Source organism: Solibacillus kalamii (assembly GCF_002174535.1).
Classification (GTDB): Bacteria; Bacillota; Bacilli; order Bacillales_A; family Planococcaceae; genus Solibacillus; species Solibacillus silvestris.
This window is the reverse complement of the sequence record NZ_NHNT01000019.1, coordinates 1-26,169: the sequence shown is the minus strand read 5'-3', so window position 1 is coordinate 26,169 and position 26,169 is coordinate 1. Positions and strand designations below refer to the sequence as shown.

Genomic DNA, 26,169 nt, shown 5'->3' with positions numbered 1-26,169 from the left:
CGAATGGCTGAATTACGTTTCCCTTTAACTGAAGCTGCCGCAGGGATTTGGTATGCCCACCATTTAACGGAAAGCCCTTTATACAATACAGCGGAGTATTTACATATTCAGGCTCCGATTGATTCCAATCTGCTGTTACAGGCAGCCGATGCCACAATTGAGAGTGCGGTTGGACTACATATCCAATGTTCGGAGAAAGCAGGTTCACTTTTCCAGACGATCCCTTCTTCGGTTCAATTTCATTCACAACAGATTACTTGTTCAACGGATGAAGCGTTTCAACACATGCAGGAAGATGTCGAAACATTGCTTGATTTAACAAAGGACAACTATGTACGCGCCATTTTATTTTCGGTGTCTTCCGAAGAACATTTCCTTTATTTGCGAATTCACCATCTTGTCAGTGATGCGTATAGTTTCCGGTTACTGTTCCAGCAAATTTCCGAGCGCTATTCGGCTTTGCTTCATCATGAAACCTTTACAAAGCAGTTTGGTGACTATGTTCAGATGGTGGAGCAGGAAGTTCAGTACAAAACTTCCGACAAGGCAACGGCGGACGCTGCCTACTGGTTATCCAAAATGCAAGGAACCGAAGTCATTTCGCTTAGCAGAAAAAAGAGTGGTCGAATGGGACAGATCATTTTGCACCCCTCTTCCCTTTCTTCCGCTACATGGGCGAAATTAGAAACATACAGTAAACAGCTGCACGTCAACATTCAGGAAGTCATTACTGCAGTGGTTATCGCCTACACAAAACGTATGACACAGGCAGAGGATATCATTGTCGGCATTCCGATGATGAACCGTTTTGGTCATAAATCACTGTCCGTACCAAGTACACGAGTAAATGTTTTGCCTTTACGTGTGACTTTTACATCTGAGGAAACTTTTGAACAGCTATGCATAAATGTGAAAAGCTTCATGACCGAGTTGAAACAGCACCAAATGTACCGTCAAGAACAGCTGCGCCGTGATTTGCGGCTGACAACCGATGGCCAGCTGTATGGTCCGGAAATTAATTTCATGCCTTTTTATGAAAACTATCTATTTGGGAATGTCGAGGTGGAGCACAAAAAAATTGTGACAGGACCTGTAGAAGATATTTCATTCAATTTCTACAACACGCCGCATGGTATGCAGTTTGATCTTGTAGCCAACTCGGACCTTTATGACCAGGCAGAAGTGGAACGTCATGCCGCGCGTTTCCTCCAATTACTTGAGTTATTGGTGGATCAAGCTGACATACCGCTGTTCAACTTGCCATTGCTATTACAAGAAGAAGCGGCAATATTTGAGGCAAAACAAGGTCCTGCCAGTGAGCTGAAAAATGCTACGGTGTATGAATTATTCAAAAAACAGATGGAGCATATGCCTGGTGCAACCGCTGTTCAGATGAATGATACACCGATTTCCTATGCAGAACTGGATCTGCTTGTCGGTCGGATTGCGCATCAGCTGAAAGCACATGACATTGGGCTCGAAGACTTTGTAGGAATTTGCATGGAACGTTCGATTGAAATGGTCGCAACGATGCTCGCCTGCTTCAAAGTAGGTGCTGCCTATATTCCTATGGACCCTACTTATCCGACAGAACGACTGCTTTATATGATCCAGGATGCTCGTCCTAAAATTGTGCTCGTTAACAGTGAAGTTTCGTTTAATGAAGAAGGAACTCCCATTGTGCCGTTACAGCCTTCCAAGCAAATTTACGAACCGATTGCCCCTTGTATCGGACAAACAGCTTATATGATTTATACGTCTGGATCTACCGGAAATCCAAAAGGTGTCGTTGTTGAAATGCCAGGTTTGGTTAACTTTTTACAGGCGATGCAGCGTCAATTCTCATTATGTGAAGAAGATAATTTACTGGCGATTACAACGATTTCTTTTGATATTTCGGCATTGGAACTTTATTTACCGCTGCTGTACGGGGCATCGATTCACCTGGCGACAAAAGAACAAGTACAAGATCCAGTTATGATGCAGTCGCTGATCCAGCAGCAAAACATTTCCATCATACAGGCAACACCGACTGTTTGGCAGATGATGGTACAGTACGCAAAAGATGCGCTGAACGGACTAACTTTACTTGTCGGTGGTGAAGCACTTTCAAAAAGTCTTGCCCTCGCATTACTGGAAGCAGGCGCAACCGTTCACAATATGTATGGACCGACCGAAACAACAATCTGGTCAACTTACACGGAAGTTCGCCCGCAAGATGCCCCTTCATTAGGTACTGCAATCGACCGGACAGACATTTATGTGCTCGATGCCATGCTTCAGCCCGTTCCGATTGGTGTTGTTGGTGAATTGTATATTGCTGGTGACGGATTGGCCCGCTGTTATCATAATCGTCCATCCCTAACAGCTGAGCGTTTTGTTGCACATCCATTTGCTGCAGGGAAACGCATATACCGGACAGGAGATTTAGTTGTGTGGCAGGAGGATGGCAGCCTTCATTATGTTAGCCGTGCCGACCATCAAGTAAAAATTCGCGGTTTCCGCATTGAATTGGGCGAAATCGAAAATGCGCTTGAAGAAATGACTTCGATTGAACAAGCCGTTGTGATGATCCGTGAAGATCAGCCGGGTCATAAACAAATCGTTGCCTATGTTGTTGGGAATGAAACGGAGCAACAATGCAGACTGCAGCTAGGAGAACGTTTGCCGGATTATATGATACCTGCTCATTTTGTTTTCATGGAAGCCTTCCCATTAACGAATAACGGTAAGGTTGACCGAAAGATGTTGCCGCAGCCTCATGTTTTGAACATTGAAAAAGCGAAACCGACAACACGTACTGAAGAAACGATTTGCGCATTCTTTGAAGATATTTTGAATCTGCCATCAGTGGGAATCGATGAAAACTTCTTCCAGCTAGGAGGGCATTCCCTGCTCGCAACCGAGCTGCTGTTGACATTACGGAAAACATTTGCAATTGATTTATCGATCTCTGTTATTTTCAATCGGCCTACTGTAAAAGAGCTGGCACAAGCAGTGGACAAAGCAAATAAAAAGAATCTCGCTGTGATCGACAGACAGCAAGTTGAAAGAATTCCTTTATCGCATGCACAGCGTAGTTTATGGTTTATCCAGCAGCTGGAGCAATCAAGCGCTTCTTATAATATTCCACTTGTTTATACAATTGAACAGCCGATCGATGAATTAAAACTTATTAAATCAATTGGTAAAGTAGCAGAAAAACATACTATTTTACGTACGATATATCCTGCAGTGGATGGGGTGCCCTATCAGCTGATCATTGAGGATGCACCTAAAGTGCTGATTGAGGAAGTGAATCCAGAAGAAGTGCCGTCTCAAATCAATGCATGCACACGCTATGCTTTTGATTTGAAACAGGAACCCGGCTTCCGTGTAACGCTCATTAATACGAACACATTGGTCGTTGTATTCCATCATATTAGTGCGGATGGCTGGTCACTTGCGACATTCACTGAAGATCTGCAGCTTGCCTATGATGGCCATGAGCTTGAGCCGTTAACGATTCAATACCATGACTTTGCGGTTTGGCAGCAAACACACGGTGTTTATACAGATGACAACCTCGCTTATTGGACGGAAAAACTGAAGCATGTCCCGGATGAGATTGAGCTTGTCCGCGATGGGAAGCGTCAATTGCAGTCGAAACCAACAAGCGAAACATTAACGTTTACAATCGATTCCGCGCTTCACGGACAATTGGAGCAGCTTGCCAAAGATGAGCAAGCAACACTTTATATGGTGCTTCAAAGCGGATTTTTAGCGCTCATGACGAAGCTCGGTGCAGGAGAAGATCTGATTCTCGGTAGCCCTATTGCGGGTCGCGATCAGGAAGAACTGCTGGCGAACGTCGGGATGTTCATCAATACGGTGGCAATGCGTACCGATATTTCCGGGGATCCTCGTTTTACAGCATTACTGGAACGCGTAAAACAAACATCGATCGAGGCAATGGAGCACCAATATGTTCCTTTTGACCATATAGTCGAAGCATTAAAACCGACTCGTGTCCCGTCACAGCACCCGATCTTCCAGATTATGTTCGCCTTACAGAACACGCCTCAGCCATCACTTGTAATGGAAGACCAAAATGCCGACATTCAGCTGCATACGGTTGGGCAGCCGAAATTCGATTTGAATATTGAGATGCGTGAAGAATATCTAGCCGAGCAGCCTAATGGCATCGAAGTACATGTGGAATACCGAATGGATTTATATGAAGCAGAAACAGTTGCCGCTCTTATGGAACGCTATGTAATCGTCCTGCAGCAGGTGCTGAACAATCCGGCCATTTCAGAATTGAATGTGCTGTTGGAACAGGAACAGGAAAAAATCCTGCTTGACTGGAATCCGAAAGGCCATGTAAGCGAGCAAAAAACGATTGCCGAACAATTCGAAGCGATTGTGGAAATGCATCCGGAACGAATTGCTGTCAGTGACGAAAACGAAGTGCTTACTTATATCGATTTGAACCGTAAAGCGAACCAGTTAGCGTTTCTTTTACTGGAAAAAGGTGTTACATCCGAAACATTTGTCGCACTGTTAATGCCGCGATCAACCGACATGATTGTCAGTATTTTAGCCGTTTTAAAAACCGGCGCTGCCTATGTGCCGATTGATCCGGTTTATCCGCAAGACCGTATTGACTATATTTTAAACGATTCAAACCCAAGCTGTTTAATCACTACAGAAGACTTGAAGCCTACTGCAGAAGCGACGGCGGCTATGGAAGTGCTTGTAATGGAGGAGCTTTCACTTACTTCATTCCCTGCTGAAAATTCGGATCATAACAATCATCCAATGAATCCAGCCTATGTCATCTATACTTCCGGTTCAACAGGCCGACCAAAAGGTGTGGTAATTCCGAACCAAAACGTTATCCGCTTACTTGATGCAACAGATGAATGGTTTCATTTTAACGAAGAAGATCGCTGGTCGCTGTTCCATTCCTATGCCTTTGACTTTTCTGTATGGGAAATATGGGGAGCCCTGTTATACGGTGGTGAGCTCGTAATTATCCCGTACAATGTCAGCCGCTCGCCATTCGACTTTTTGGCATTGCTTGCAGACAAGAAAATTACGGTGCTGAACCAGACACCCTCTGCCTTCTATCAGCTCATGACCGTAGATAAAGAGCATCCCGAACTGTCCGAACAACTGGCTCTTCGCTCCATTGTGTTTGGCGGTGAAGCACTTAATCTGACGCGTTTACAGGAATGGTATGACCGACACCCGGCAAATGCCCCTACCCTTGTGAATATGTACGGCATTACCGAGACAACTGTCCATGTCAGCTACTTAAGTTTAAATGAAGAACTGAGCCAGTCACAGGCGAATAGTCTGATCGGCACGGCGATTCCTGATTTAAATATTTATGTCCTTGATGAGCAGCTTAAACTGCTTCCTCCCGGTGTTGTCGGTGAAATGTATGTTTCTGGAGAAGGCTTGGCACAAGGCTATTTAAACCGCGCTTCCTTAACGGCAGAACGGTTTATCGCAAACCCGTATGGAGCTCCGGGAAGCCGGATGTACCGTACAGGCGATCTGGCTCGCTGGACGCAAAACGGCGAACTGGACTATATCGGACGCATTGACCATCAAGTGAAAATACGTGGTTTCCGCATTGAGCTTGGAGAGATTGAACAAGTGCTACTGAAACATCCGCAAATCGCACAGGCGGCCGTCATTGCGAGAGAAGATCGAAAAGAAGATGTCCGCTTGGCTGCCTACTATGTTCCGGAGCAAGGCACGGACGCAACAGAACAAATGTTAAAAGATTTCGTTTCCCGTTCGCTGCCGGCATATATGGTTCCTTCAAGCTGCACTTGCCTGGAGCAGATGCCGCTTACAGCCAATGGAAAACTGGATACGAAGCAGCTCCCTGCACCTGTCATTACATTGCAGGAACTTTTATTGCCGAAAACACCGCAGGAAACATTGCTTTGTGAACTGTTCTGCGACGTACTGAATCTGCCACAGGTCGGCACAGAGGACAGCTTTTTCGAACTTGGCGGCCACTCGTTATTAGCCGTACAGCTGATAGGACGCATTCGCGAGGCATTCGGTAAAGAGCTGGCAATCGGGCATTTATTTGAAGCACCCACTGTATCCGGACTCGCACAGATTCTGCAAAAAGGGAAGGAATCTCAAGCATTAAACACCGTATTGCCGTTACGCAGCGGAGAACAACCGATTTTTGCTGTCCATCCTGCCGGGGGGTTAAGTTGGTGCTATGCCGGACTGTTAAAAAATCTGTCGCCGGAATTTGCCCTATACGGCATTCAAGCGAAAGGGATTGCCGAAGACTGTAAGCTTCCGCGTTCTTTAACTGAAATGGCGCTCGGCTATATTGAAGCCATCAAAGAAATTCAGCCAAATGGACCTTATCGTTTACTCGGATGGTCACTTGGCGGAAATGTCGTACAGGAAATGGCTGTCCAGCTGGAACGCCAAGGAGAAGAACTGTCGCTTCTATGTATTATGGATGCCTACCCGTTCACATTCACCCCACCAGTGGAGCTGACGGAAGAGCAAGAAGCACTTGTCGCACTTCTTGCCCTAGCCGGGTATGAACCTGACATAGAAGATGAAGTGACACAGGAATATGTAATGAATGCTCTAAAAGCAGAGGGCAGCGCGATTGCAACATTAGATGAGTCGACCATTTTGCGCTTAAAAGAAGTGTATAAAAACTCGATTCAGTTACTCAAAAATCATCAGCACCAAACGTATGATGGCGATGCTTTATTTTATAAATCTACACTTGTGCCAGATTGGATCCCGGACGTTGATGTTACTTCTTGGAAGCCGTATATCAAAGGAGAGCTTACACAGATTGATATTGCCTGTCGCCATAAAGATATGTGTCAGTCCATCCCCTTGAATGAAATCGGCCAAACATTAATCAAGTACTTAGTAAAGGAGAAAAAAATGTATGTCTAACCCTTTTGAACAAGATGATCGTGAATACTATGTTTTGCGAAATGCGGAAGAACAGCACTCATTATGGCCTGCAGTCATCCCTGCCGCTGCCGGATGGGAGGTCGTATATGGCCCTGCATTAAAACCATTATGCCAACTCTATATAGAAGAAAATTGGCTGGATATGAGACCTAAAAGTCTGCGTAGTGTTTTAGGATGAAAGCACAGCGAGCAGTCATCATCGCCCTCTATGTAGTGGCGATGTTCATGGTTTCGATCGACGGAACGATTGTCAATGTGCTTCTTCCTACGATTGCCGTTGAATTCGGTGTAACGCCGGGGGCAACGAACGGCATTAATATCGGCTACCTTGTCAGCATCGCTGTTGCGTTGCCTGCTGCCGGCTATTTAAGCAATCGGTTCGGCGTAAAAAGAATGTATGTACTCTCTGTCAGTCTATTTACACTCTCCTCTCTTCTTTGCGGATTGGCGGGAAGCTTGCAGGCCCTTATTTTAGCGCGCGTGCTGCAGGGACTTGCAGGAGGAATCATTACCACCGTCAGCATGACACTGCTGTTTCGGACATTTTCTCCACCGGAAAGGCAAAATCTGTCTCGTTCATTAGTATTGCCAATCGCCTTTGCACCGGCGATTGGCCCCTTAGTGGGCGGACTGTTTTCGGAGTATTTATCATGGAACTGGGTGTTCTTCATTAATATTCCCTTTGGTATCATCATCGTCCTGATTGGACTTTTTGCCTTAACGGAATTTGAGATTTTTAAAGCACCATTTGATACGAAGGGCTATATGCTCATTGCACTCGGGTTGCCGCTGTTCATGCTGACATTGAGCCTTATTGCATCAGACGGTGTTTCCATTACAGTCGTCTTTTGTGCAATTGTCGGCGTATTTTTATTAAGCAGTTTTTATGTACATGAACGAAAAATAAAAGAGCCGCTGCTGGATGTGCGTCTGTATGAACAACCGCTTTTCCTTTCATCGAGTCTTGTCGCGATGTGTTCCATGGGCGCCTTGATGGGGATGCTGTATCTGTTCCCGCTCATGTATCAGTACGAGTACTCGGCCTCTGCTCTGGAAAGCTCACTCATTACGTTTACCGAGGCTCTTGGACTGATGGTCGCTTCCAAATTATTGCCTCGAACATCCAGGCGTTTCGGCATGCTTTTAACAGTGCGTCTCGGTTTGATCGGTACGGTAATGATTTTCTGCTGTATCGCCATTGTTGGTCCTTCAGCAAATCCTTGGCTGTTACGCGGTTTGATGTTTACTGTTGGTATTTGTTTAGGCCATAGTGTGATCGGTTCGCAACTTTCCGCCTTTCATCATGTAGCGAAAAGTCAGATGAGCAAGGCGACAACGCTGTACAATATGCTCAACCGCGTTGGAGCTGCAGTAGGAATTGCACTTGTCGCAACAACATTAACCGTATCTGGTCGCTACTTTTCAGAAATCCTTTCTTATCAGTATGCCCTCGTTGCTACGGTAGTTCTGCTTCTGGCAGGTCTGGGCTGTTCTTTATTAGCGAAAGAACAGGAAACCATTCTAAAAGGAGAGAAAGCATGACAACCATTGCCTTTTGTAAGATCAGCGATATGCCTATCGAATGGCAATGTTATCTTCCCTTTTTGGAAAACGATGTGGTGCAGCGTGTTGAGCGCATGCGAAAAAGGGAAGACCAGTTGCGGACGGTTTGTGCACATTTGCTGACGAAGATGATGTTGGTGACGACTTTCAATAAGGGATTGTCGGAAGTTCGCTTTTCCAAAGATTCAAACGGTAAATACCAACTAGGACAAGACCTTCACTTTAATCTCTCACATTCTGGAAGTTATGTGGCATGTGCCATTAGTACGTTTCCGGTTGGAATTGATGTGGAACAGCAGGTAACAAGGGACTTCTCCATCTTTCAAGCGTTGTGGAGCACAGAAGAGAGTCATCTTTATAAGCTTCTTGAACAGGATGCTTTCTATACCCTCTGGACTGCTAAGGAAAGTTACGGGAAATATAAAGGGTTTGGTTTACACGATTCTTTAATGGAAGCAACGATTCGGCAAGATGGAACGATTCATCATCCCGCCTCACGTGTTAAAGCCCGTACCATTCCTTTTTTCCTTGCACCTGGTTACAGTGCAGCTGTCTGTTTGGAGGATTCCTTGGAGACCGTAACGCACGTTCAGTGGGCACAAATTAAAACATTTTTTATGAAAAATGTTGGGACATATGCGAAAATTGAGTTAACGAATTAGCAATTAAAAAGCCTGTAACCGAGTAAAAGGTTACAGGCTTAATCAATTCATCTTATACTCGCTGAACATTATTAATAATCACTTTGCTTTTAGGCAAGCTTGGAATGCTTACTTTACTGTAGCTTAAATCTTGTTCCGGTACATCGTACGTCATTTGATTAACTAGGAAATCTAGACTCACTTTCATCATCTCAATCGTCACCCATTCTCCTGCACAGCGATGTCCTAAATAGTAATCGCCGCCACCTTGCGGAATAAAGCTGAACGGGCTTCCATCCCAGTTTTCAAAACGGCTCGGCTGAAACACTTCGGGATTCCCCCAAATATTCGTGTCATGATTCGTTCCGTATAAATCCAATAAAGTTAATGTACCCTTTTCAAACGTATAATCCTTCCATGTAAAATCTGCTTTTACTTCTGCAGCGGCAAACGGAAAGAATGGATAAAAACGGCGCACCTCCTGTACAAACATTTGTGCATTTTTTTCGTCGCCAGATTGAAGTTTCTTTCGCTCTTCCGGATAATGATGGACAGCCAATGCAGAAAAAGTAATATAGACCCCAATCGCTACAATCGGCCTTAATATATTGATTACTTCTACGGAAGCGACCTCCTGATCAAGAAGATTCCCTTCCAAATCACGATGCCATGCAAATGTATACAGTGCTGTGCCTTCTTCGGGATTCAGTTTCTCCTCGCGCACTTGGTCGATGATGTTCCCCATCCACTTTTCCACCCGGTTTCGTGCATGTCTGCCAGCCCAGTGCGATGGTCCGATTGCCGTTGCCGATTCAAACATCGCTCTTAAATCATCTGCGAGCTTTTTCATTTCTTTTTCTTCCACCGGTACCCCCGCCCACTCACAGGCAGTACGGCACATAATTTCCAGTGCTTCTTCATAAAGAACAACGTCGGCCATCTGCTGCCATTTAGTTAAAGCTTTATCCCACTGCTTCGCGGCAATTTCATTCAGTTTTTTAAGTCGGACCGGGGACATAATGGACATAAACATCTTTTTCCGGTGCTTATGGGCATCTCCATCCAGTGTCTGTACACCCTTTTTGCCGAATAATGTTTCGGCAACACGGTTTGGTGCAACACCTGCTCTTTTAAACTTACTGTTGTCGTAAAAAAGGTCGGCCGCTTCCTTTCCGCCCATACAGACCGCCTTTTTTCCAAGCAATCGTGTTTCGAACAGATCGGAATGAAAGCTTTGTCTTCTATTTAAAATATACAAATAACCTTCTCTCAGAAGATTCAGGCTGTGGTCAATTCCTTCTTCCTTTGGCATCGAATTTGTCATCTACTTCATCTCCTTTTTTCTAAAAACATTGTCGGTAACCAATTCCCTGTTTATTCTTCAAAAAAACTTACTTCTATTTGAATGCAAAAAAACAGGTGGTGAAAACTTTCACCACCTGTTCGTTTCTTATACGAGCTCCGCTTCTGCAGATGCCTCACGCTTTAGCTTGTCCATAATTTGTGCTGTAGAATAGACTGCCCCACAGCGTCCTGCTACATAGTTGATCGCCATTTCATGCTCTTCTTGTGTAAAATCAGCTACTGCATCGGCAATGAAAAACGGCTTAATGTCCGACATGAAAGCTTCTCCAGCAGTCATGAGGCAACCGATATGGGCGTAAACACCACAAATGATTAACTGATCTCGGCCTTGTTCGTTCATCATTTCCAGTAAATTCGATTTCTTAAATGCACTGTAGCGCCATTTTTTCAGTATGATATCCGCCTTGCCTGGTGCCAGTTCATCGATTACTTTTGTAACGTTCGGGTCATCTTTTAGTCCCGTCCCCCAAAAGTCAGTCAGTAATGCGCGGTCCTCTGGGTTTTGATTGCCTGATTGCGCCGTATAGACAACAGGAATGTCAAGTTCATCGCATTGTTTTCTGATTGCTTTTATGTTGGCAATCAATTTACGAACTAATGACGAATCCTTCTCATAATAATCGATAAAGTATTGCTGCATATCATGAATGAGTAGGACAGACTTGTTCGGATCGACTTCCCACCCTACTTTGTTTTTTGGAAGATTGCTTTCTTTCGGCATTTTATATGATGAGATCGCTGGAATAGCCATCTAAATCACTCCTTTTCCTTTTTTGGTGAACCCTGTTGTATTTCATGTAATTACTCGTTTAAATATCCTTCAGCTGCTCTGTATGGATGCCCATTGCGCGAAGCATTGTCTGGAATTTCGCACCCGTTTCAGCCAATTCTTCTTCAGGCTTCGATTCACTCACAACGCCTGCTCCCGCAAATAATCGTAACGAATCGCCATTTGCCTCTGCGCAGCGAATCGTCACAACCCATTCCCCGTCGCCTTCAGCATCACACCAACCGATCGTGCCTGTAAAGAAGCCGCGGTCAAACGGTTCAATTTCCGCAATTGCCTGTCTTGCCTTTTCCGTTGGTGCCCCGCAAACAGCTGGTGTAGGCTGCAGTGCAATGGCTAAATCAAGGGATGAGATATCCGCATTCAACAGCTCTCCTTTAATGACTGTCGATAGATGCATCATCGTTTCCGTATAAACGACTGACGGTTTTTCCGGAACTTCGATCGTTTTAAGTAATGGACGCAATCCCTTGACGACTGCTTCCACGACGACCGCATGCTCATATAAATCCTTTGGAGACGAAAGCAGTTCCTCTTTACGTCTTTGGTTCTCTACTGGATCTTCACTTCTAGGTCTTGAACCGGCCAATGGGTTCGCGATGGCGTACATCCCTCGTCTTGAAACAAGCAGCTCCGGACTAGCTCCGATAAGTGAAATCTTTTGATTTCCGTATTCAATTGATGCTGCAAACGTATATCCATGTTTGTTTTGATAGGCAAGGTTACGTAAAAGCTTCGGAAGGTCAATCGGTTTATTAAGACTTACCTCCAATGAACGCGACAGCACAATTTTGTCGAGTTCGCCGCTTCGTATTCTTTCAATGCCTTGCATGACACCTTGCTTATAGCGCTCTGGTGAAGGAATGGATACGAGCCGATTGACAGTAACAGGTGCTGAACTGGACACTTCCCTTTCCTCCTGCTGCAATGATGGCACGATTTGTATAGACTCCGGCACATGTAAACATGGCTTTCTATAGTTATCAAATGGCACCGCGCCCGTTACAATTGGTCGTGGATGCCCTTGTTCTTTTGCCTTCTTCAGCGCTCCCGCTACCCTCTCGGTTAATCCTTCCATCTGGTTTTGATGTGGTTCACCCGCTGGAACATGCATGAATATGCCTTTGCCTAAAATCGTTCTTTTTGGAGTTTCAATGAAAAAGTCACCAACTTCATAGTCATCTAAAAGTTCATGTTCGATTACTGCTTTTTGTTTGCTTACCATATTACCGCTCCTTTTCGTTTCACTATTCTGAATTCAAAAGACAGACTTAGCAGGCTCCCAATGTCGCGCCGCCATCCACGACAAGATTGCTCATCGTAATATGGCTTGAGTGATCGGACAGGAAAAACAGAATAGCATCGACAATATTGTCGGGTTGTGCAATCTTTTTCAGCGGAATTCCTACTTTATACGTTTCAGGTATCCCTTTAATCATTACTTCAGCGCCATGATCATCAGGCCACATCGAACGCTGCATGTCCGTATCTGTCGACCCTGGTGAAACGATATTGCAGCGTATATTATGCTCTGCCAGCTCTAAACCGAGACATTTTGTAAACATGACCGTTGCCGCCTTTGATGCTGCATAGGCCGCCATCGAAATTCTCGGTACACTTGCAGCATTGGATCCGACTGTTACAATCGACCCTGTTTTTCTTTGAATCATATAACGACTTACTGCTCTTGAAACATAAAACACGCCTGTCGTATTAATTGAAAAGATTCTTGCCCAGTCACGGTCAGTGCATGATTCGACCGGTCCTGTAGCCAATGCGCCTGCTACATTGACGAGCATTTCGATTGGCCCGATTTCGTTTTCCACTTTCTCGACAACCGCATCAATGGCATTACTTTCTCCCACATCTGCAGAAAATGCGAAAACTTCGTGGCCCTGCTCTATTAAACCATTCACATGGCTTCTCAATTTTTCCTCGTTATAATCGATTACAACTACTTTTACTCCTAATGTAGCCAAGCTTTTGACAAGGCTTGCGCCAATTCCTTGGGCTCCACCTGTCACAAGTGCAACTTTCCCTCTTAACTCCTGAAAGTTCACTTCAACACTTCCTTTCTCATTTACAGTTATGTAAAGACAGCTTGATTTCTTATTAGAACCATCCCTCAATCAATAATGATAATCATTATCAATTGATTCTATTAGCAATGATAGGCCTAACATTTTACAACGTCAAGAGACATTCAAACAATCCCATAAAAAGACCTAAGTTTCGTTTTAGTGCTGATTTAAAGAGGTAAAATTAGGTATTTCACAAGATTTTATAAGGAAAACTACGGCATAAAAATCCAAATAAAGGAAGGAAGGTGAACTTGCTCTACTCTATCATGTAGTCTTATCAATTCATTACTGACCAGTAGAGAAGGCATCATTGTGTAAATATTTTGTAAGAAATACACTCTTGGAAATGGAATCGATAGGAATATTGAATTACTGTACAAAAGATTATGAAATTTGTTTGATTTTCCTGCGAATATTAAATTATTTTCTGTTCATACGGAACACCTTTATAAACCTGCTACTAAAACTTTCCTAACGTCTAATTCCATAAAAATGGCATAAATCAGAAAATTTTTGTTTAACAACCGCTTGTTTGTGATATTTACAGAAAAAAAGCTCTACATAAAACGTGCAGTATAAGTGTAGTGGTCAGCTTTTTATTTATTATTTACTTCATATATGGTTCAATTATAGAACAAACGTTCCAATTAAGAGGTGAAGTTTATGAACATTGAACGGCTGCACATCCGAATCATGATTACGTGCTCGATTGTCAGCTTTGCCAAACGGGAAGCATTGGCCGCTAGCTATCCAATGGAGGCAATTGATGAACTCGAACAGCACGGCTATATTGCCTGCACGCGCTATGGCGACTATTACAATACGAAGCTTGCCGCGCAGTATTTGAGGAAATTTATGACAACGTACAGTCCGCGCTTAAAGGTTGCGAAGATGGTGGAACTGCTGGATCACGCACCCGAATATGTCGTCGTCGATATTGAAACGACGGGAGGCTCTGCTGCTAGGGGCGATAAAATCGTAGAAATTGCTGCGTTAAAAATTCGCCATGGTGAAACGGTGGACCTCTTTCACCGGTTTGTGAATCCGGAAAAACCAATCAAAAATTCGCATATTCACGGGATTACTAATGAACGCGTCAAACATGAACAAACGATCTCCCCTGTCATTCATGCGTTTAAAGCTTTTTTAGGTGATTTGCCGATCGTCAGTCATCATATCGGGTTTGACTGGTACAGCTTTCTTGCGCTGGAGTTTTTCCGAAATGGCATTCGCCCGACAAATCCGGCTGCCTGTACTGTACTGCTTGCAAGAAAATATTTGGACAGCCCGAGAAATAATTTAAATGTCATTGCCGAGACGTATAACATCCCGCTACTAAAGCATCATACAGCCGATGCCGATGCGATTTGCGCCAATGAAATATTGCAGCTTATTATGAAAAAAGCGACTGCACAGTAGGAGACGGTTCTTTTTGTGCGATCGCTTTTTTGTTGATTTTATTAGAATAGTTGGGAGGGTTATTAGAAAATGTCGGCGGGATATTAGAACATCGGAGTGCTTTATTTGAAGATGTCGGATGGTTATTAGAACAACTGAGTGATATATTAGAAAATCGCAATTATATTAGAACATTTTTGGGTTTATTAGAACATTGCCGGTCGTTATTAGAATTATTTACATGCCTCCTGTTTTGTTTGAAACTATTTCCAGCCTATGGACGTAGAATAGAACAATTGGAGGTGTACGGATGAGAAACTTATCTTCAAATATGATGCTTACCGGGATATTGATCACTGCCCTATGCGGGAACTGGATCATCCTAAATTATGATGGGGTCGTGATTTATCCGGAAGCTTCTTATCTTACTTTCGGAATCGGGTTAGTACTGGTAGGATGCACTTTTCTAATGAATCAAATCTTCAGTTACCGGGAACAGGAAAAAGCACATACAAAAGATAAACGGCATGCTTTAAACGAATGGCTTATTGCTAATCAGCCAGTTAATAAATGGGTGTTTGGACTCGTTATTCTCCCGCTTGTGATCGCACCGTTTTATAGCTGGACGCTGTTTTTTACGATGCTGGAATGGTATTTATTTTCGGGGCTTGTAATAGCCGGTATTATTTACATGCTGAAAGGTGACAGAGTAGAAGACAATAAGGATTGGGAGTATAAAGGGAAGACAAAAAAGATGCTTGATCTGATCGATTACCGTAAACATCCGTTTAATATTTCGCTTATTATCTACATCCTGGTCATTGTCAGTTTTGTGTTAAGTAAAAGATTGGATATTCCGCTCTATATGGAAACAGGAGGCAACTCGCGCTACGTTACTTCTTTGCCAACAATTTCATTTTTAATGTCTTCCTTAATGGTAGTGAGTACGTTTATTTATATTATCAGTCATGGGGATTTTTTTGGTTTTCGTAAAGCCGAGTTAAGTTATGAAAGAGTCATGTTCGTCCACTTTGCAGAAATTATTGTATGTGGTGCTACCCTGTTTATTTTAATATTCACATTAATCAATGCGTTGTATGTGTATTTTTAGATGGATGGCTACTTTCGACAATAGGCACACACCGGTAAATTATTGCATACTTTAACTACAATAAAAAAGAGGTGAACTATTGAATCCGAATCAAGATTATACATCAGTGCAGCCCCAGTTTACATTCGACCTTAATAAAAACCCGTTATTCGTAAAAGACCAGCAAAATTTTATTAATGTAATGGGCGTCAACCAGTTAAACACATTGGATAATATATCGCTGCTTGATATTTATTTGAGTGCCAATAATGTCATTGAACCGCACTACCACCAAAATGCGGCGGAACTTGTTTATTGTATTGCGGGAAGTGCGATTGTTTCGATTTTGAATCCGTTTACGAAACAGCTGATGCATTTTCCGATTACCCCCGGCCAGGTGGCAAACGTTCCTCAAGGGTGGTGGCATTACGAAGTCGCCACGCAAAACAACACGCATCTGCTCGCCATTTTCAACGCACCGACACCTGAAGTCATTTTAGGTTCCGACCTCCTCAAGCTGACACCAGCAAATATTATGGCCCACACATATGGGATGAACGAAAATTTATGGACGCAGGCAGTTGCACCGGTAAGGCCGAATACGTTCATCGGTCCACCAAACCCATGGCAGCAAGTCCAGCCCGGCAACTACGGCGGCGGGTATGAGCAGTAGTTTTTCTCGGTCAAAGGAATCAAATTTCAAAAAAGCATTTGCATAATGAAACGGCCATGTTATGATAACTGTGAAATTAACCTAATATTGGCAGAAGTTAATCTGCTCGTAATTGAATATGAAAACTACTAGGGGCGCCTGTTTGGCTGAGAAGTACCCTTTGCACCTGATCTAGGTAATACTAGCGTAGGAAAGTAGTGTCGACCCCTTTTTTTATTATTTGTTTTAGGCTGCGATACCACTTTCTTTAGTTGAAAGTGGTTTTTTTGTTGCAAAATTTTATTGTAAAGGATGGTAGAAATGAATAAAACGAGGAAGCTTACGTATTCAGCGATTATCGCTGCACTTACAACGATTCTCAGCAGTTTTGTGTACATCCCTTTAGGTTTTGCCAAAATTTTTCCGATTCAGCATTTTGCCAATGTTGTATCGGCGGTGTTGCTCGGTCCATGGTATGCGGTATTACAGGCATTCCTTACATCGACATTGAGAAACTTAATGGGGACAGGCAGTATATTTGCTTATCCAGGGAGTATGATCGGTGCCTTTTTGGCTGCGTTTCTATTTGCGAAAACGAAGAAGTTAGCGTTTGCGGCAGTAGGTGAAGTAATCGGGACCGGGTTGCTCGGTGCGATGGCTACTTATCCGATCGCCATTTTGTTTTTAGGTCAGGAAGCGGCGCTGTTCGGTTTTGTCCCGGCATTTATGATGAGTTCTTTTGCGGGGTCGCTTTTAGGCTATGGCTTGCTGAAGATTATGGTGAGAAACCGGGCGTTTGGCGGGATGCTTTATCATAATGCCGGGTGAATGGAAGGTTTTTATTAGAAATTTTTGTGTCGTTATTAGAACTTCTTGGCGGGATATTAGACATCTGCGCATGATATTAGAACAGTTTGGAATTTTTGGTAGAACGGGCTTATTCCTAAATAAGATGGCGCGTCCATTTTGCGGTAGCCTTCCGTTTTTATTAGAAGATTTGTGATGGATATTAGAAGTTTGCAGGGGGTTATTAGAACTTCTGTGGACGATATTTGAACATATTAAAGACTTATTAGCACAACTCACACTTATATTAGAAATTCTCATTTTTATTAGAAGATTTTAAAATATATTAGAACAACTATGCCCTATATTAGAAAACGAAGCGCCGGGTATATCAATCGATACATCCGGCACAATTTTTAGTTAGGTAAATTAATCTGCCAAGATACGCCGTAACGGTCATTTACCCAGCCGAACTTCTTACTGAAACCGTAATTACCGATTGGCATTAGCGAATGCCCGCCTTCAAGCAATTTTTCATAAAGATGGTCGGTTTCTTCTTCCGTATCACACGTAATAAAAATAGAGAATGACGGTGTGAAATTAAATTCATGCTTAATATTACTGTCAATGCACATAAATTCCTGACCTTTTATCGAAAAAGTGGCTTGCATGACTTTTCCTTCGTCTCCGCCTTCATTTGCCCCGTAGTGAACAATGCTTGTAATTTCCGCATCATCGATAAGTGATGTATAGAAGTTCATCGCTTCTTCTGCAACGCCGCCTTGAAACATTAAAAATGGTTTTGCGCTTTTCATCGTACTTTTCCCCCTTCTTAATTCAAATTTGCACCACTTCAATTTAGCCTATTTTACCCTTTTTCGCGAACTTTTCCCCTTTAAGTTAGAGGCATCTCCTAACTAGACGATGCCTTTGGTTTAAATTTCGCGATGAGCTGTTGTTCCGAAGATGCGGCTACTTCTTCTGGAACCGAATAAAGATATAGTAGAGCAATTCCAACCTTTTATTAGAAAATCTTCCCCGAAAATTCAATCACCGGGTGGTCATGACCCCTACCCGGTGTTTCATTATACGCCCTAACCTTGATAGCTCACTTTGCCGGTCTCAACTAATTCCTTCAGACCCATGAACATTAAGTTCCAGCCATGTTCTGTGCCATCTCGCATTTCATCTAGAGCTTTTACGATGTCAGCATCTGTCCATTGCTCTTCATTTTCAACATGGATCAGTTGGGTGAACGTCATTTCACTGCCTTGTCCCAACTCTTTCAGCTCCACTGTGATCGTATCTTCCAGTTCGCTGAATTGCGGCATTTTAAAAGTGAACACGATTTTTTCAGGCGAATTGATTTCAACGTACTCCCCGATCGCCCGGTAGTCCACACCTTGCCGGTGGTCTACAATTTCCCAACTGCCCCCTACTTTTGGGTCATTTTGTGCAACCTTGTTCGTCCCTTCCAATGTAAAGAACCATTTTTTCATCATTACAGGATTCAACCATGCGTCAAACACTTTTTCAGGCTTTACATTAAATTCTCTTTTCATTGTTAAAGTAGTCGTTGAGGTATTGTTCATTCAAATTCTCCTTTTAGTTACTTTAGTTTATTAATAACCTATTCACAGGAACTTTTAAAACAATTGCTCCAATAAAAAAGTCTCCTGCGGGATTATCCTCACAGAAGACTTGCTTCATCAATTATTCCCCAAAAACAACATGCCACTCAGCGCGGCCAGCTAAAAATTCCTCAGCCAATGCTTTTGCACCTTCCAGGCTATGGCTTGCTGCCCAGCCGCATTGTACTTCATTACATGCGGGTACCGATTCCGCCTTCAATACATCCTTCAGCGTATTTTCAATGATCGTTAATACGCCGTCATAGTCATTGTAGTTCAGTAATGCCAAGTAAAAGCCTGTTTGGCAACCCATTGGCGATAAATCCACGACGTCTTCACTATGATTACGGATACGGTCAGCCATTAAATGCTCTAATGAGTGTAGTGACGGCATTTCCATATGCGCTTTGTTCGGCTGTTTGAATCGGATATCATACTTTGTTACGACGTCGCCTTTTGCTCCTGTTTTCGTACCGGCAAGTCGTACGTATGGTGCCACTACTTTCGTATGGTCTAAATCAAAGCTCTCTACATTTGTTTTCTCTGTTGTCATGTTAAATCCCCCTAGATTAGATAAACTGCATCGATTTTATAAATTGTTGAATCCGTTCGTTGTTGTTTGCTGTAAAGAAGTTTTCGGTTACGCCGTCATAGCCGATTTCACCGTTTTCCAGAAATAGAATCCGGTCTGCCACTTCGCGCGCAAAATTCAGGTTATGCGTCACGATAATCATCGACTTGCCTTCCTCCGCCAAATCCTTCAGCACCTTCAGCACTTCTCCTTCTAGTTCTGGATCCAGTGCACTTGTCGGCTCATCGAACAGTAAAAATTGCGGCTCCATTGCCAATGCTCTTGCGATGGCGACACGCTGCTGCTGCCCGCCGGATAATTGCGAAGGATACTGGTCTGTTTTATGACTCAGGCCAACCTTCTCCAATAATTGCTGTGCTTTTTGTCTTGCAATTTCTTTGTCCTGCTTCAAAACGGTAACTGGCCCTTCCATCACATTTTCAAGCACTTTCATATGCGGGAAAAGATTGAAGCTTTGGAATACCATCGCCGTATTTTGGCGAATCGAAAGCAAGTTTTTCTGAGAAATCGGCTTGTTCAGTTCAACTGTCTGGTTCCCGACAGTCAGAACGCCTTTTTCAGGTCGCTCCAATAGATTGATACAGCGTAAAAGCGTTGATTTCCCTGAACCGGATGGACCTAAAATAACCGTTGTTTCGCCTTCATGAAATGTTAAATTAATATTTTTCAATGCCTCGTTCTCGCCAAAGAACTTCGACATCTGCTGAAATTGTACGATAATAAGCCCTCCCTTCTAGCGCTTCACGATACCCGACTTATATATATTTTGATGCGTATTTTTCAAGTCGGCCTTGAATGACCATTAACACACTAATAAAGATTAAATAAATAACCGCACAAAGCGAATAAATCATAAGCGGCTCATATGTTCGCGCGGTGATTTGCTGCCCGACCATGAATAGATCCGCAAGTGTGATACTGGCAACTAAAGATGTCCCTTTTACCATATCGATAAAATCATTGGCCACTGGCGGCAATGAAATACGAACAGTTTGCGGTGCAATGACACGTCGCATCATCTGCCAATACGTCATACCGAGTGATTCTGCTGCCTCCCATTGCCCTTTTGGAATGGCCAAAATCGAAGCTCGAATCGATTCAGAAGCATAGGCCCCCGTATTCAGCGAGAATGTAATAATTGCCGCTGTCCACGCATCGAGGGTAATCCCCAGTTTCGGTAGACCGAAGAACACTATAAATAATTGCACTAATAATGGTGTTCCGCGAAACACCCATACGTAAGTACCGAATATCCATCGTAAAACCCGGTAGTTCGAGATTCTTGCTAATGCCGTCACAACTGCAATGACTAATGCAATGGCAAAAGCAATGAGCGATAGCGGAATGGTAACAAGAAGTCCTGCTTTTAAAATCGGCCAGATCGAGCTAAGTAAAATATCCATTTCTCTACTCATCCACTAGCACTCCTTTCTGTAATGAAAGCCATGTAAAAAAGGCCGTCGAAACGACCTTCCCATTAGTTGTTTGAAATAACATTTTCACCAAAATATTTTTCTGAAATTGCTTCGAATGTACCGTCTTCTGTACGCTCTTTAATAATTTCATTTAACTTCTCACGGAACTCATCGTTTTCTTTATTTAAGATTAATGCGATATCAGTTGAATTGATCGCACCGTCCAGCACTTTCAACTTCGTGTCCGGCTGCTCCTGCAAGTATGTCAGGAATGTCACGCGGTCATGGATTGTTCCATCTGCACGTCCCTGTACTACTAGCTCGATTGAACTCATTAAATCATTTGTTGCAACAACTTCTGCACCAAGCGCTTCTGCATCGCGGGCAAAGTTACTTGTAATTGTTTGTGATGATTTTTTGCCTTTCATGTCTGCAGGCTCTTTAATTTCTGTATTATCTGTGTGCACGGCTACTACCGCTTCCGATTTCATATATGGAATGGAGAAATCGTACTTTTCTTTACGCTCATCTGTAATCGATACGTTGTTAATTACAAAATCGTATTTATCTGTATCCAATCCTGCGATCAATGAATCCCATTTTGTTTCAACATATTCTGCTTCAACACCTAGGTCTTTTGCGATTTGATCGGCAATCTCATATTCAAAGCCTGTTAATGCACCTGATTCATCATGGAAGCTGAACGGAGGGAATGTTCCTTCAAGACCGATTTGGATTTTTCCGTCTGCCTGGATTTCCTCTAATTTATTCTTTGCCTCGCTTGCGTTTTCCTCTGATTTGTCGCCACCACATGCTGCTAAAACGAGCGCTGATAATGTAACGATCGATAATAATTTTTTCATTCTAAATGCCTCCACTATTAATTCCTAGTTTTTTTATAAGCTTTATATTATAACAGAGTAACAGCAAAAACAATCTTTATTTTCTGAACAATGACTAAATTTATAACTTTTAATTAATATCGACAAGGAAAATAGGTTAAATACATAAAAAAAGTGCCAATTTTCCTAAATGGAAAATCGACACTTATTTTATAAATGCATGCCTGTCCATTGCCAAAAAGTAAAATAGAACAGCATGATGATGAATATATAAAGGGGCATTAATACTGTGCTAAGCTTTACGAGATTCCGGGCATCATAGGAAATATCTCCTTCCTCATAAAACAGCAGCAATGCTTTCGAGCTTACCGGTACCGTTACACAATAGTTCATTCCAATCAAACTTAAGAACACGATGGTTGACGGGTTTACACCGATTAATTCACTGAACAAGATGAGGCCCGGAATAAAGACAATGGCACGTGTTGTATGGGACGTAATATATAAATGACTTGTTACTGTTACAACAAGAATCATCAGTACTATCAGCCAGTCCGGTGCGCCGACAAACAGATGCAGGAAACTGATCATTTCGTTTTCCATCCAGTCCACAATCCCCGTATCGACCAATACTTTACCAAGTGCGGTCGCTGCAGCAACAAACATAACAAGATTCCATGAAACGGCATTCATTCCTTGTTTCCACGTAATAATCCCGTAGTTGGGTATCATGAAAATAATGGCACCGATTATTGTAATCAGTTCAATATCCAACCCATGAAGGCTTTCCGTCATCCACCCGATAATTAAAAATAAAATGAGAATGAGCGTCTTTTGTTCATCTTTTTCAAAAGGTTCCGTTAAAATAATCGTTTCTCCACTTCGTTCGCTCACAATTTGCTCTTCACTATCTCGCGGCCACAGCATCATTTTGATGACAACTAAAGAAAGGAATGTTACTACCAAGGCAAATGGAGCCCCCCATAGCAGCCATTGAATATAGGAAATCGACTCACCGCCCGTACTTTCCAGAAAGCCGATGCCGATTAAATGTGAGCCTGCCCCGATTAGCGTAGCCGAAGTACTCATTAAAATAACGACCGGTGCAATAATCGCCAGGATATTTTTTTCTTTAGACGAAAACTTCTGGCTCAATTGTTTCATGATCGGCATCGATAATGCTGCTCGCCCTGATGTCGAAGGAATGAAGAAGGCAGTTGCAAACAATACCGAACTTAGCCCAAGCACGACATTTTCTTTTTTGTCCGATTTGTTCAGGATATACGCAGTTAATCGCTCGGCTAATCCCGACTTTTTTACGGCTTCTCCGATAATAAAAGCGCCTATCATGAGCCACACGACTTTCTCAGATAATGAGTTGTACAATAAATCGGGCTCTGCTGCATTCATTACAATAATGAACATAATGAGCGTAATTGCTACCCAGCCTGCTGAAATTTTCGTTGTCACCCATAACGTCATTGCGGATAAGAATGCAAATAGTGCTACTTTGCCACTGTAGTCCAAATTTTGAATGAACATAACCGTAATCATGAAGAAGATGTGTATTGCAATAATTATCAAGATCTTTTTCGGCATCGACTGAATCTTTGTTTTCAGGAGATTTTTCTTTCGTTTATTTCTCTCGATTCTGCTCGTCATGTTAAATCGCTCTTACTTTCCGATTCTCTTTATTGGCAATCTCCATACCAATTGAAACTTTGCGTAAAATCGATTCCGTACTTTCTTCAATCCATTTCGGTGCTTTCTCTATCGCCTTTTCCAAGGTTGTCGGTTTTTGAATGATGCTGCTGTATGCATCAATCCCCGCATGGTAATTGAGATTTGCGCCTTTTCCTATTGTTCCTGTAATGGCAATAACCGGGATGTGATTCTTTTTCGCAATGCGTGCAACCTCCGCAGGAATTTTCCCGTTCGGCGTCTGGAAATCGAGGCTGCCTTCCGCTGTTAATACGATATCCGCTGTCAGAATTTTTTCTTCGATATTGATATATTTCATGATGATATCGAACCGCGGATGTAATGTAGCACCGGCAAATGCAATCAGTCCCGCACCTAACCCGCCGGATGCCCCGCTGCCTGGTAATGATCTGACATCCAAACCTGTTGCTTGTTCGATTAAATCCGCATAATGGTTCAGTGCCGATGCTAATTGTTCCACCTGCTTTGGTGTAGCTCCTTTTTGCGGTCCAAATATATGGGCAACCCCTTTTTCGCTACATAAAATATTTTTCCAGTTACACGCAACATTAATTGAAACGTTCTTTAACCGTGGATCTGCATTTCCCGTATCAATGGAATTGACAGCCATTAAATCTTCTCCGCCATTCACTTGGATAATTTGCCTGTTTTCATCTAAAAACTGAACCCCCAATGCTTGCGCCATTCCAGCACCCCCGTCCGATGTACCCGAATCCCCGCAGCCAATAAGGATAGTATCAATTCCCATATCAAGTGCGGCAACGATGAGTTCCCCTACACCATAAGTAGTTGTTTTCAACGGGTTTCGTTGATGACGCGGGACCAGCTTTAAACCTGCCACCGCAGCCATTTCTATGACAGCAGTCCGTTTCCCGTTCTCTTCATAAATACCAAAATAGCTTTTAATCTTTTCGCATACCGGTCCTGTTACTTTTTTATAAACTAATTTTCCATCCTTTAAACGAACAATGGTCTTTACGAATCCTTCCCCACCATCAATCATTGGCATCACAACTAAATCAATAGTCGGATCAAAACGTCTTACCCCACGTTCCATCGCTAATGCTACATCCTCTGCATCCATACATTCTTTAAACCCCGATGGTACAATTACAATTTTCATTACGGCATCCCTCCAAAATTTATTAATTGTAAATGTACCATTCCAAAATTAGAAAATACTGAGAACTCTATTAGATTACGATGATAGAATACCTTTGCCGCTCAATAATTGAAAATGGCGCTGTTCCTCGTTGCAGGAAAACGCCATTTCGATCAATCTACTATTCTTCATAAATCATTTTCTTCGTCATCCCGCCATCGATTGTCAGATCCGTCCCTGTAATAAAATCATTTTCCGGGTTAGCTAAATACAGACAGGCACGGGCAATATCATCCGGTTTGCCGACACGGTTTGAAAAATGCTGGGCATGGTCTGAAGGTCTGAGGGCATCGTAATCTCCTGTTTCGATCCATCCTGGCGAAATGCTGTTTACCGTAATATTCAGTTTACTGAAGGAACTTGCCAACGCATGTGTCAGCGCAAGAATACCGCCTTTTGATGCCGCATAGCCTTCAGAATTTGGTTCGGACATGACTGCACGCGTTGAAGCAAGATTGATGATTGCCCCGCCGCTTTTCATAAGTTTTGCCGCTTCACGTGAACATAAAAAGACGCTCCGCAAATTCGTCTGGATGATGTCATCCCAGTCTTCGAGCGATAATTCCAGCGGTGAGATCCATTTCGCTTTCCCAGCATTATTGATCAAAATATGAAGCCCGCCAAAACGGCTTGCTGCCATCTCCATTGTTTGACGAACATTCTCTTCACTGCGCACATCCGTCTCTGCAAAAATAGCGGAGTACCCTTCCTTTTGGAGCTCCCCTGCCAGCTGGACACCTAAGTCATGCTCAATATCCGCGATGACCACATTGGCACCCGCTTTTGCGAAATGAGTTGCGATTGAACGACCGATTCCTTGTGCAGCACCTGTAATGACGACTGTTTTGTTTTGGAACATCTGATTTCCTCCTTTATAAATTGCTTAGTAAGAGTGTAACTGAAATGGGTTGAGATTTCGTGTTTGAGGTTGTCCTTTTTGGGTGGGTGCGGTGTTTTTCAGGTTGTTCGATGGTGGTGCGGGGTTTTATTAGAAAAGTTTGGTTGCATATTAGAAGAGTTGGGTCGGATATTAGAACATCTGGTCTTCTGTCAATATTTCGGACACACGTTAAGAGACTTTTTGGCTACCGCCCTTCGGTTGCTCTGCTTTTCATCCCCACATGTCCAGGTCTGGACATGTGGGGATGAAAACCCTGTAAGAGAACTTTAWGAGGCATTTYGACAAACRGMYTCCTGTTGATTTCTCTCAAATTGGTTTGGTGATAAATAWCCGAKTGTTGAATGACGTCGTCGTTCATTGTAAAAGTTTACGATRTATGACTCCACGCTCTTTYTTGCTTCTTTTTTGGATTCGAAACGGTGACGRTAKATCCATTCTTTTTTGATTGTGGCGTGGAAGGATTCAATACACGCATTGTCATAGGGATCTCCTTTACGACTCATGCTAATTTTAATCCCATGTTCTTTTAAAGTTCTTGTATAGCTTGTGGCACAATATTGTGCGCCTCGATCTGAATG

Annotated in this window: 21 protein-coding genes, 1 pseudogene and 1 riboswitch; of the genes and pseudogenes, 8 read left to right on the top strand and 14 right to left on the bottom strand. The window is 43.0% G+C overall.

The genetic code is table 11. The features are described from left to right. Positions 1-3 precede the first annotated feature (3 nt). Genes CBM15_RS18600 through CBM15_RS18585 form a run of 4 tightly spaced genes read left to right on the top strand, consistent with a single transcriptional unit; the run spans position 4 to position 9,188 of the window. Positions 4-6,942, top strand: coding sequence for an amino acid adenylation domain-containing protein (locus CBM15_RS18600; RefSeq protein ID WP_087618622.1), 6,939 nt, complete (start codon positions 4-6; stop codon positions 6,940-6,942). Then, a complete protein-coding gene (locus CBM15_RS18595; protein WP_087618621.1) occupies positions 6,935-7,141 on the top strand; it encodes an MbtH family protein in 207 nt (68 codons plus the stop codon). Before CBM15_RS18600 ends, CBM15_RS18595 begins: the two co-directional genes overlap by 8 nt. Next, complete coding sequence (locus tag CBM15_RS18590; protein ID WP_087618620.1) at positions 7,138-8,505, top strand: DHA2 family efflux MFS transporter permease subunit; 1,368 nt, start codon at positions 7,138-7,140, stop codon at positions 8,503-8,505. Before CBM15_RS18595 ends, CBM15_RS18590 begins: the two co-directional genes overlap by 4 nt. After that, positions 8,502-9,188, top strand: coding sequence for a 4'-phosphopantetheinyl transferase family protein (locus CBM15_RS18585; protein ID WP_087618619.1), 687 nt, complete (start codon positions 8,502-8,504; stop codon positions 9,186-9,188). Before CBM15_RS18590 ends, CBM15_RS18585 begins: the two co-directional genes overlap by 4 nt. A gap of 52 nt (positions 9,189-9,240) precedes the next feature. Here CBM15_RS18585 and CBM15_RS18580 read toward each other — a convergent pair whose 3' ends face one another. The 4 genes and pseudogenes from CBM15_RS18580 to CBM15_RS18565 all read right to left on the bottom strand — a co-directional run bounded on the left by CBM15_RS18580 (position 9,241) and on the right by CBM15_RS18565 (position 13,379). Then, complete coding sequence (locus tag CBM15_RS18580; RefSeq protein WP_087618618.1) at positions 9,241-10,491, bottom strand: CYP152 family fatty-acid peroxygenase CypC; 1,251 nt, start codon at positions 10,489-10,491, stop codon at positions 9,241-9,243. Between the two features lie 135 nt (positions 10,492-10,626). Continuing rightward, positions 10,627-11,283: pseudogene (locus CBM15_RS18575) on the bottom strand (isochorismatase family protein); the annotation flags it as partial. 58 nt (positions 11,284-11,341) lie between these two features. Then, positions 11,342-12,544 (bottom strand): isochorismate synthase DhbC, encoded by a 1,203-nt coding sequence (gene dhbC, locus CBM15_RS18570; protein ID WP_087618616.1) that lies wholly within the window; start codon positions 12,542-12,544, stop codon positions 11,342-11,344. Positions 12,545-12,590: 46 nt separating this feature from the next. After that, on the bottom strand, positions 12,591-13,379 hold the full coding sequence (locus CBM15_RS18565) for a 2,3-dihydro-2,3-dihydroxybenzoate dehydrogenase (RefSeq protein ID WP_087618615.1): 789 nt from the start codon (positions 13,377-13,379) through the stop codon (positions 12,591-12,593). A 684-nt stretch (positions 13,380-14,063) separates the two neighbouring features. On the opposite strand from CBM15_RS18565, the gene CBM15_RS18560 reads away from it, so the two are divergent. The 4 genes from CBM15_RS18560 to thiW all read left to right on the top strand — a co-directional run bounded on the left by CBM15_RS18560 (position 14,064) and on the right by thiW (position 17,368). Then, on the top strand, positions 14,064-14,819 hold the full coding sequence (locus CBM15_RS18560; RefSeq protein WP_087618614.1) for a 3'-5' exonuclease: 756 nt from the start codon (positions 14,064-14,066) through the stop codon (positions 14,817-14,819). Between the two features lie 289 nt (positions 14,820-15,108). Then, positions 15,109-15,909 (top strand): nucleotidyltransferase, encoded by an 801-nt coding sequence (locus CBM15_RS18555; RefSeq protein ID WP_087618613.1) that lies wholly within the window; start codon positions 15,109-15,111, stop codon positions 15,907-15,909. Between the two features lie 79 nt (positions 15,910-15,988). After that, positions 15,989-16,561, top strand: coding sequence for a cupin domain-containing protein (locus tag CBM15_RS18550; protein ID WP_008406143.1), 573 nt, complete (start codon positions 15,989-15,991; stop codon positions 16,559-16,561). Between the two features lie 120 nt (positions 16,562-16,681). After that, positions 16,682-16,771, top strand: a riboswitch (TPP riboswitch). Between the two features lie 90 nt (positions 16,772-16,861). Beyond that, positions 16,862-17,368 (top strand): energy coupling factor transporter S component ThiW, encoded by a 507-nt coding sequence (thiW, locus tag CBM15_RS18545; protein WP_087618612.1) that lies wholly within the window; start codon positions 16,862-16,864, stop codon positions 17,366-17,368. A 374-nt stretch (positions 17,369-17,742) separates the two neighbouring features. Here thiW and CBM15_RS18540 read toward each other — a convergent pair whose 3' ends face one another. The 10 genes from CBM15_RS18540 to CBM15_RS19705 all read right to left on the bottom strand — a co-directional run bounded on the left by CBM15_RS18540 (position 17,743) and on the right by CBM15_RS19705 (position 26,100). Beyond that, positions 17,743-18,141 (bottom strand): VOC family protein, encoded by a 399-nt coding sequence (locus CBM15_RS18540; protein WP_087618611.1) that lies wholly within the window; start codon positions 18,139-18,141, stop codon positions 17,743-17,745. Positions 18,142-18,420: 279 nt separating this feature from the next. Further along, positions 18,421-18,918, bottom strand: a complete 498-nt coding sequence (locus tag CBM15_RS18535) for an SRPBCC family protein (protein WP_087618610.1) — start codon at positions 18,916-18,918, stop codon at positions 18,421-18,423. A gap of 121 nt (positions 18,919-19,039) precedes the next feature. Then, positions 19,040-19,510: an S-ribosylhomocysteine lyase gene (locus tag CBM15_RS18530; RefSeq protein WP_087618609.1), complete on the bottom strand. Its 471-nt coding sequence runs from the start codon at positions 19,508-19,510 to the stop codon at positions 19,040-19,042. Between the two features lie 16 nt (positions 19,511-19,526). Further along, on the bottom strand, positions 19,527-20,267 hold the full coding sequence (locus CBM15_RS18525) for an amino acid ABC transporter ATP-binding protein (protein WP_082990870.1): 741 nt from the start codon (positions 20,265-20,267) through the stop codon (positions 19,527-19,529). Between the two features lie 37 nt (positions 20,268-20,304). Beyond that, positions 20,305-20,964, bottom strand: a complete 660-nt coding sequence (locus CBM15_RS18520) for an amino acid ABC transporter permease (protein ID WP_087618608.1) — start codon at positions 20,962-20,964, stop codon at positions 20,305-20,307. A 62-nt stretch (positions 20,965-21,026) separates the two neighbouring features. Then, positions 21,027-21,827, bottom strand: coding sequence for a transporter substrate-binding domain-containing protein (locus CBM15_RS18515; protein ID WP_087618607.1), 801 nt, complete (start codon positions 21,825-21,827; stop codon positions 21,027-21,029). A 189-nt stretch (positions 21,828-22,016) separates the two neighbouring features. After that, complete coding sequence (locus CBM15_RS18510; RefSeq protein ID WP_087618606.1) at positions 22,017-23,468, bottom strand: SLC13 family permease; 1,452 nt, start codon at positions 23,466-23,468, stop codon at positions 22,017-22,019. Between the two features lies 1 nt (position 23,469). Further along, on the bottom strand, positions 23,470-24,651 hold the full coding sequence (locus tag CBM15_RS18505) for a glycerate kinase family protein (RefSeq protein ID WP_087618605.1): 1,182 nt from the start codon (positions 24,649-24,651) through the stop codon (positions 23,470-23,472). A gap of 160 nt (positions 24,652-24,811) precedes the next feature. Then, positions 24,812-25,549 carry an SDR family NAD(P)-dependent oxidoreductase gene (locus tag CBM15_RS18500; protein WP_087618604.1) on the bottom strand — a complete coding sequence of 246 codons (738 nt, stop codon included), beginning with the start codon at positions 25,547-25,549 and terminating at the stop codon, positions 24,812-24,814. Positions 25,550-25,857: 308 nt separating this feature from the next. Beyond that, on the bottom strand, positions 25,858-26,100 hold the full coding sequence (locus CBM15_RS19705; RefSeq protein WP_420820157.1) for an integrase core domain-containing protein: 243 nt from the start codon (positions 26,098-26,100) through the stop codon (positions 25,858-25,860). Positions 26,101-26,169: the final 69 nt, after the last annotated feature.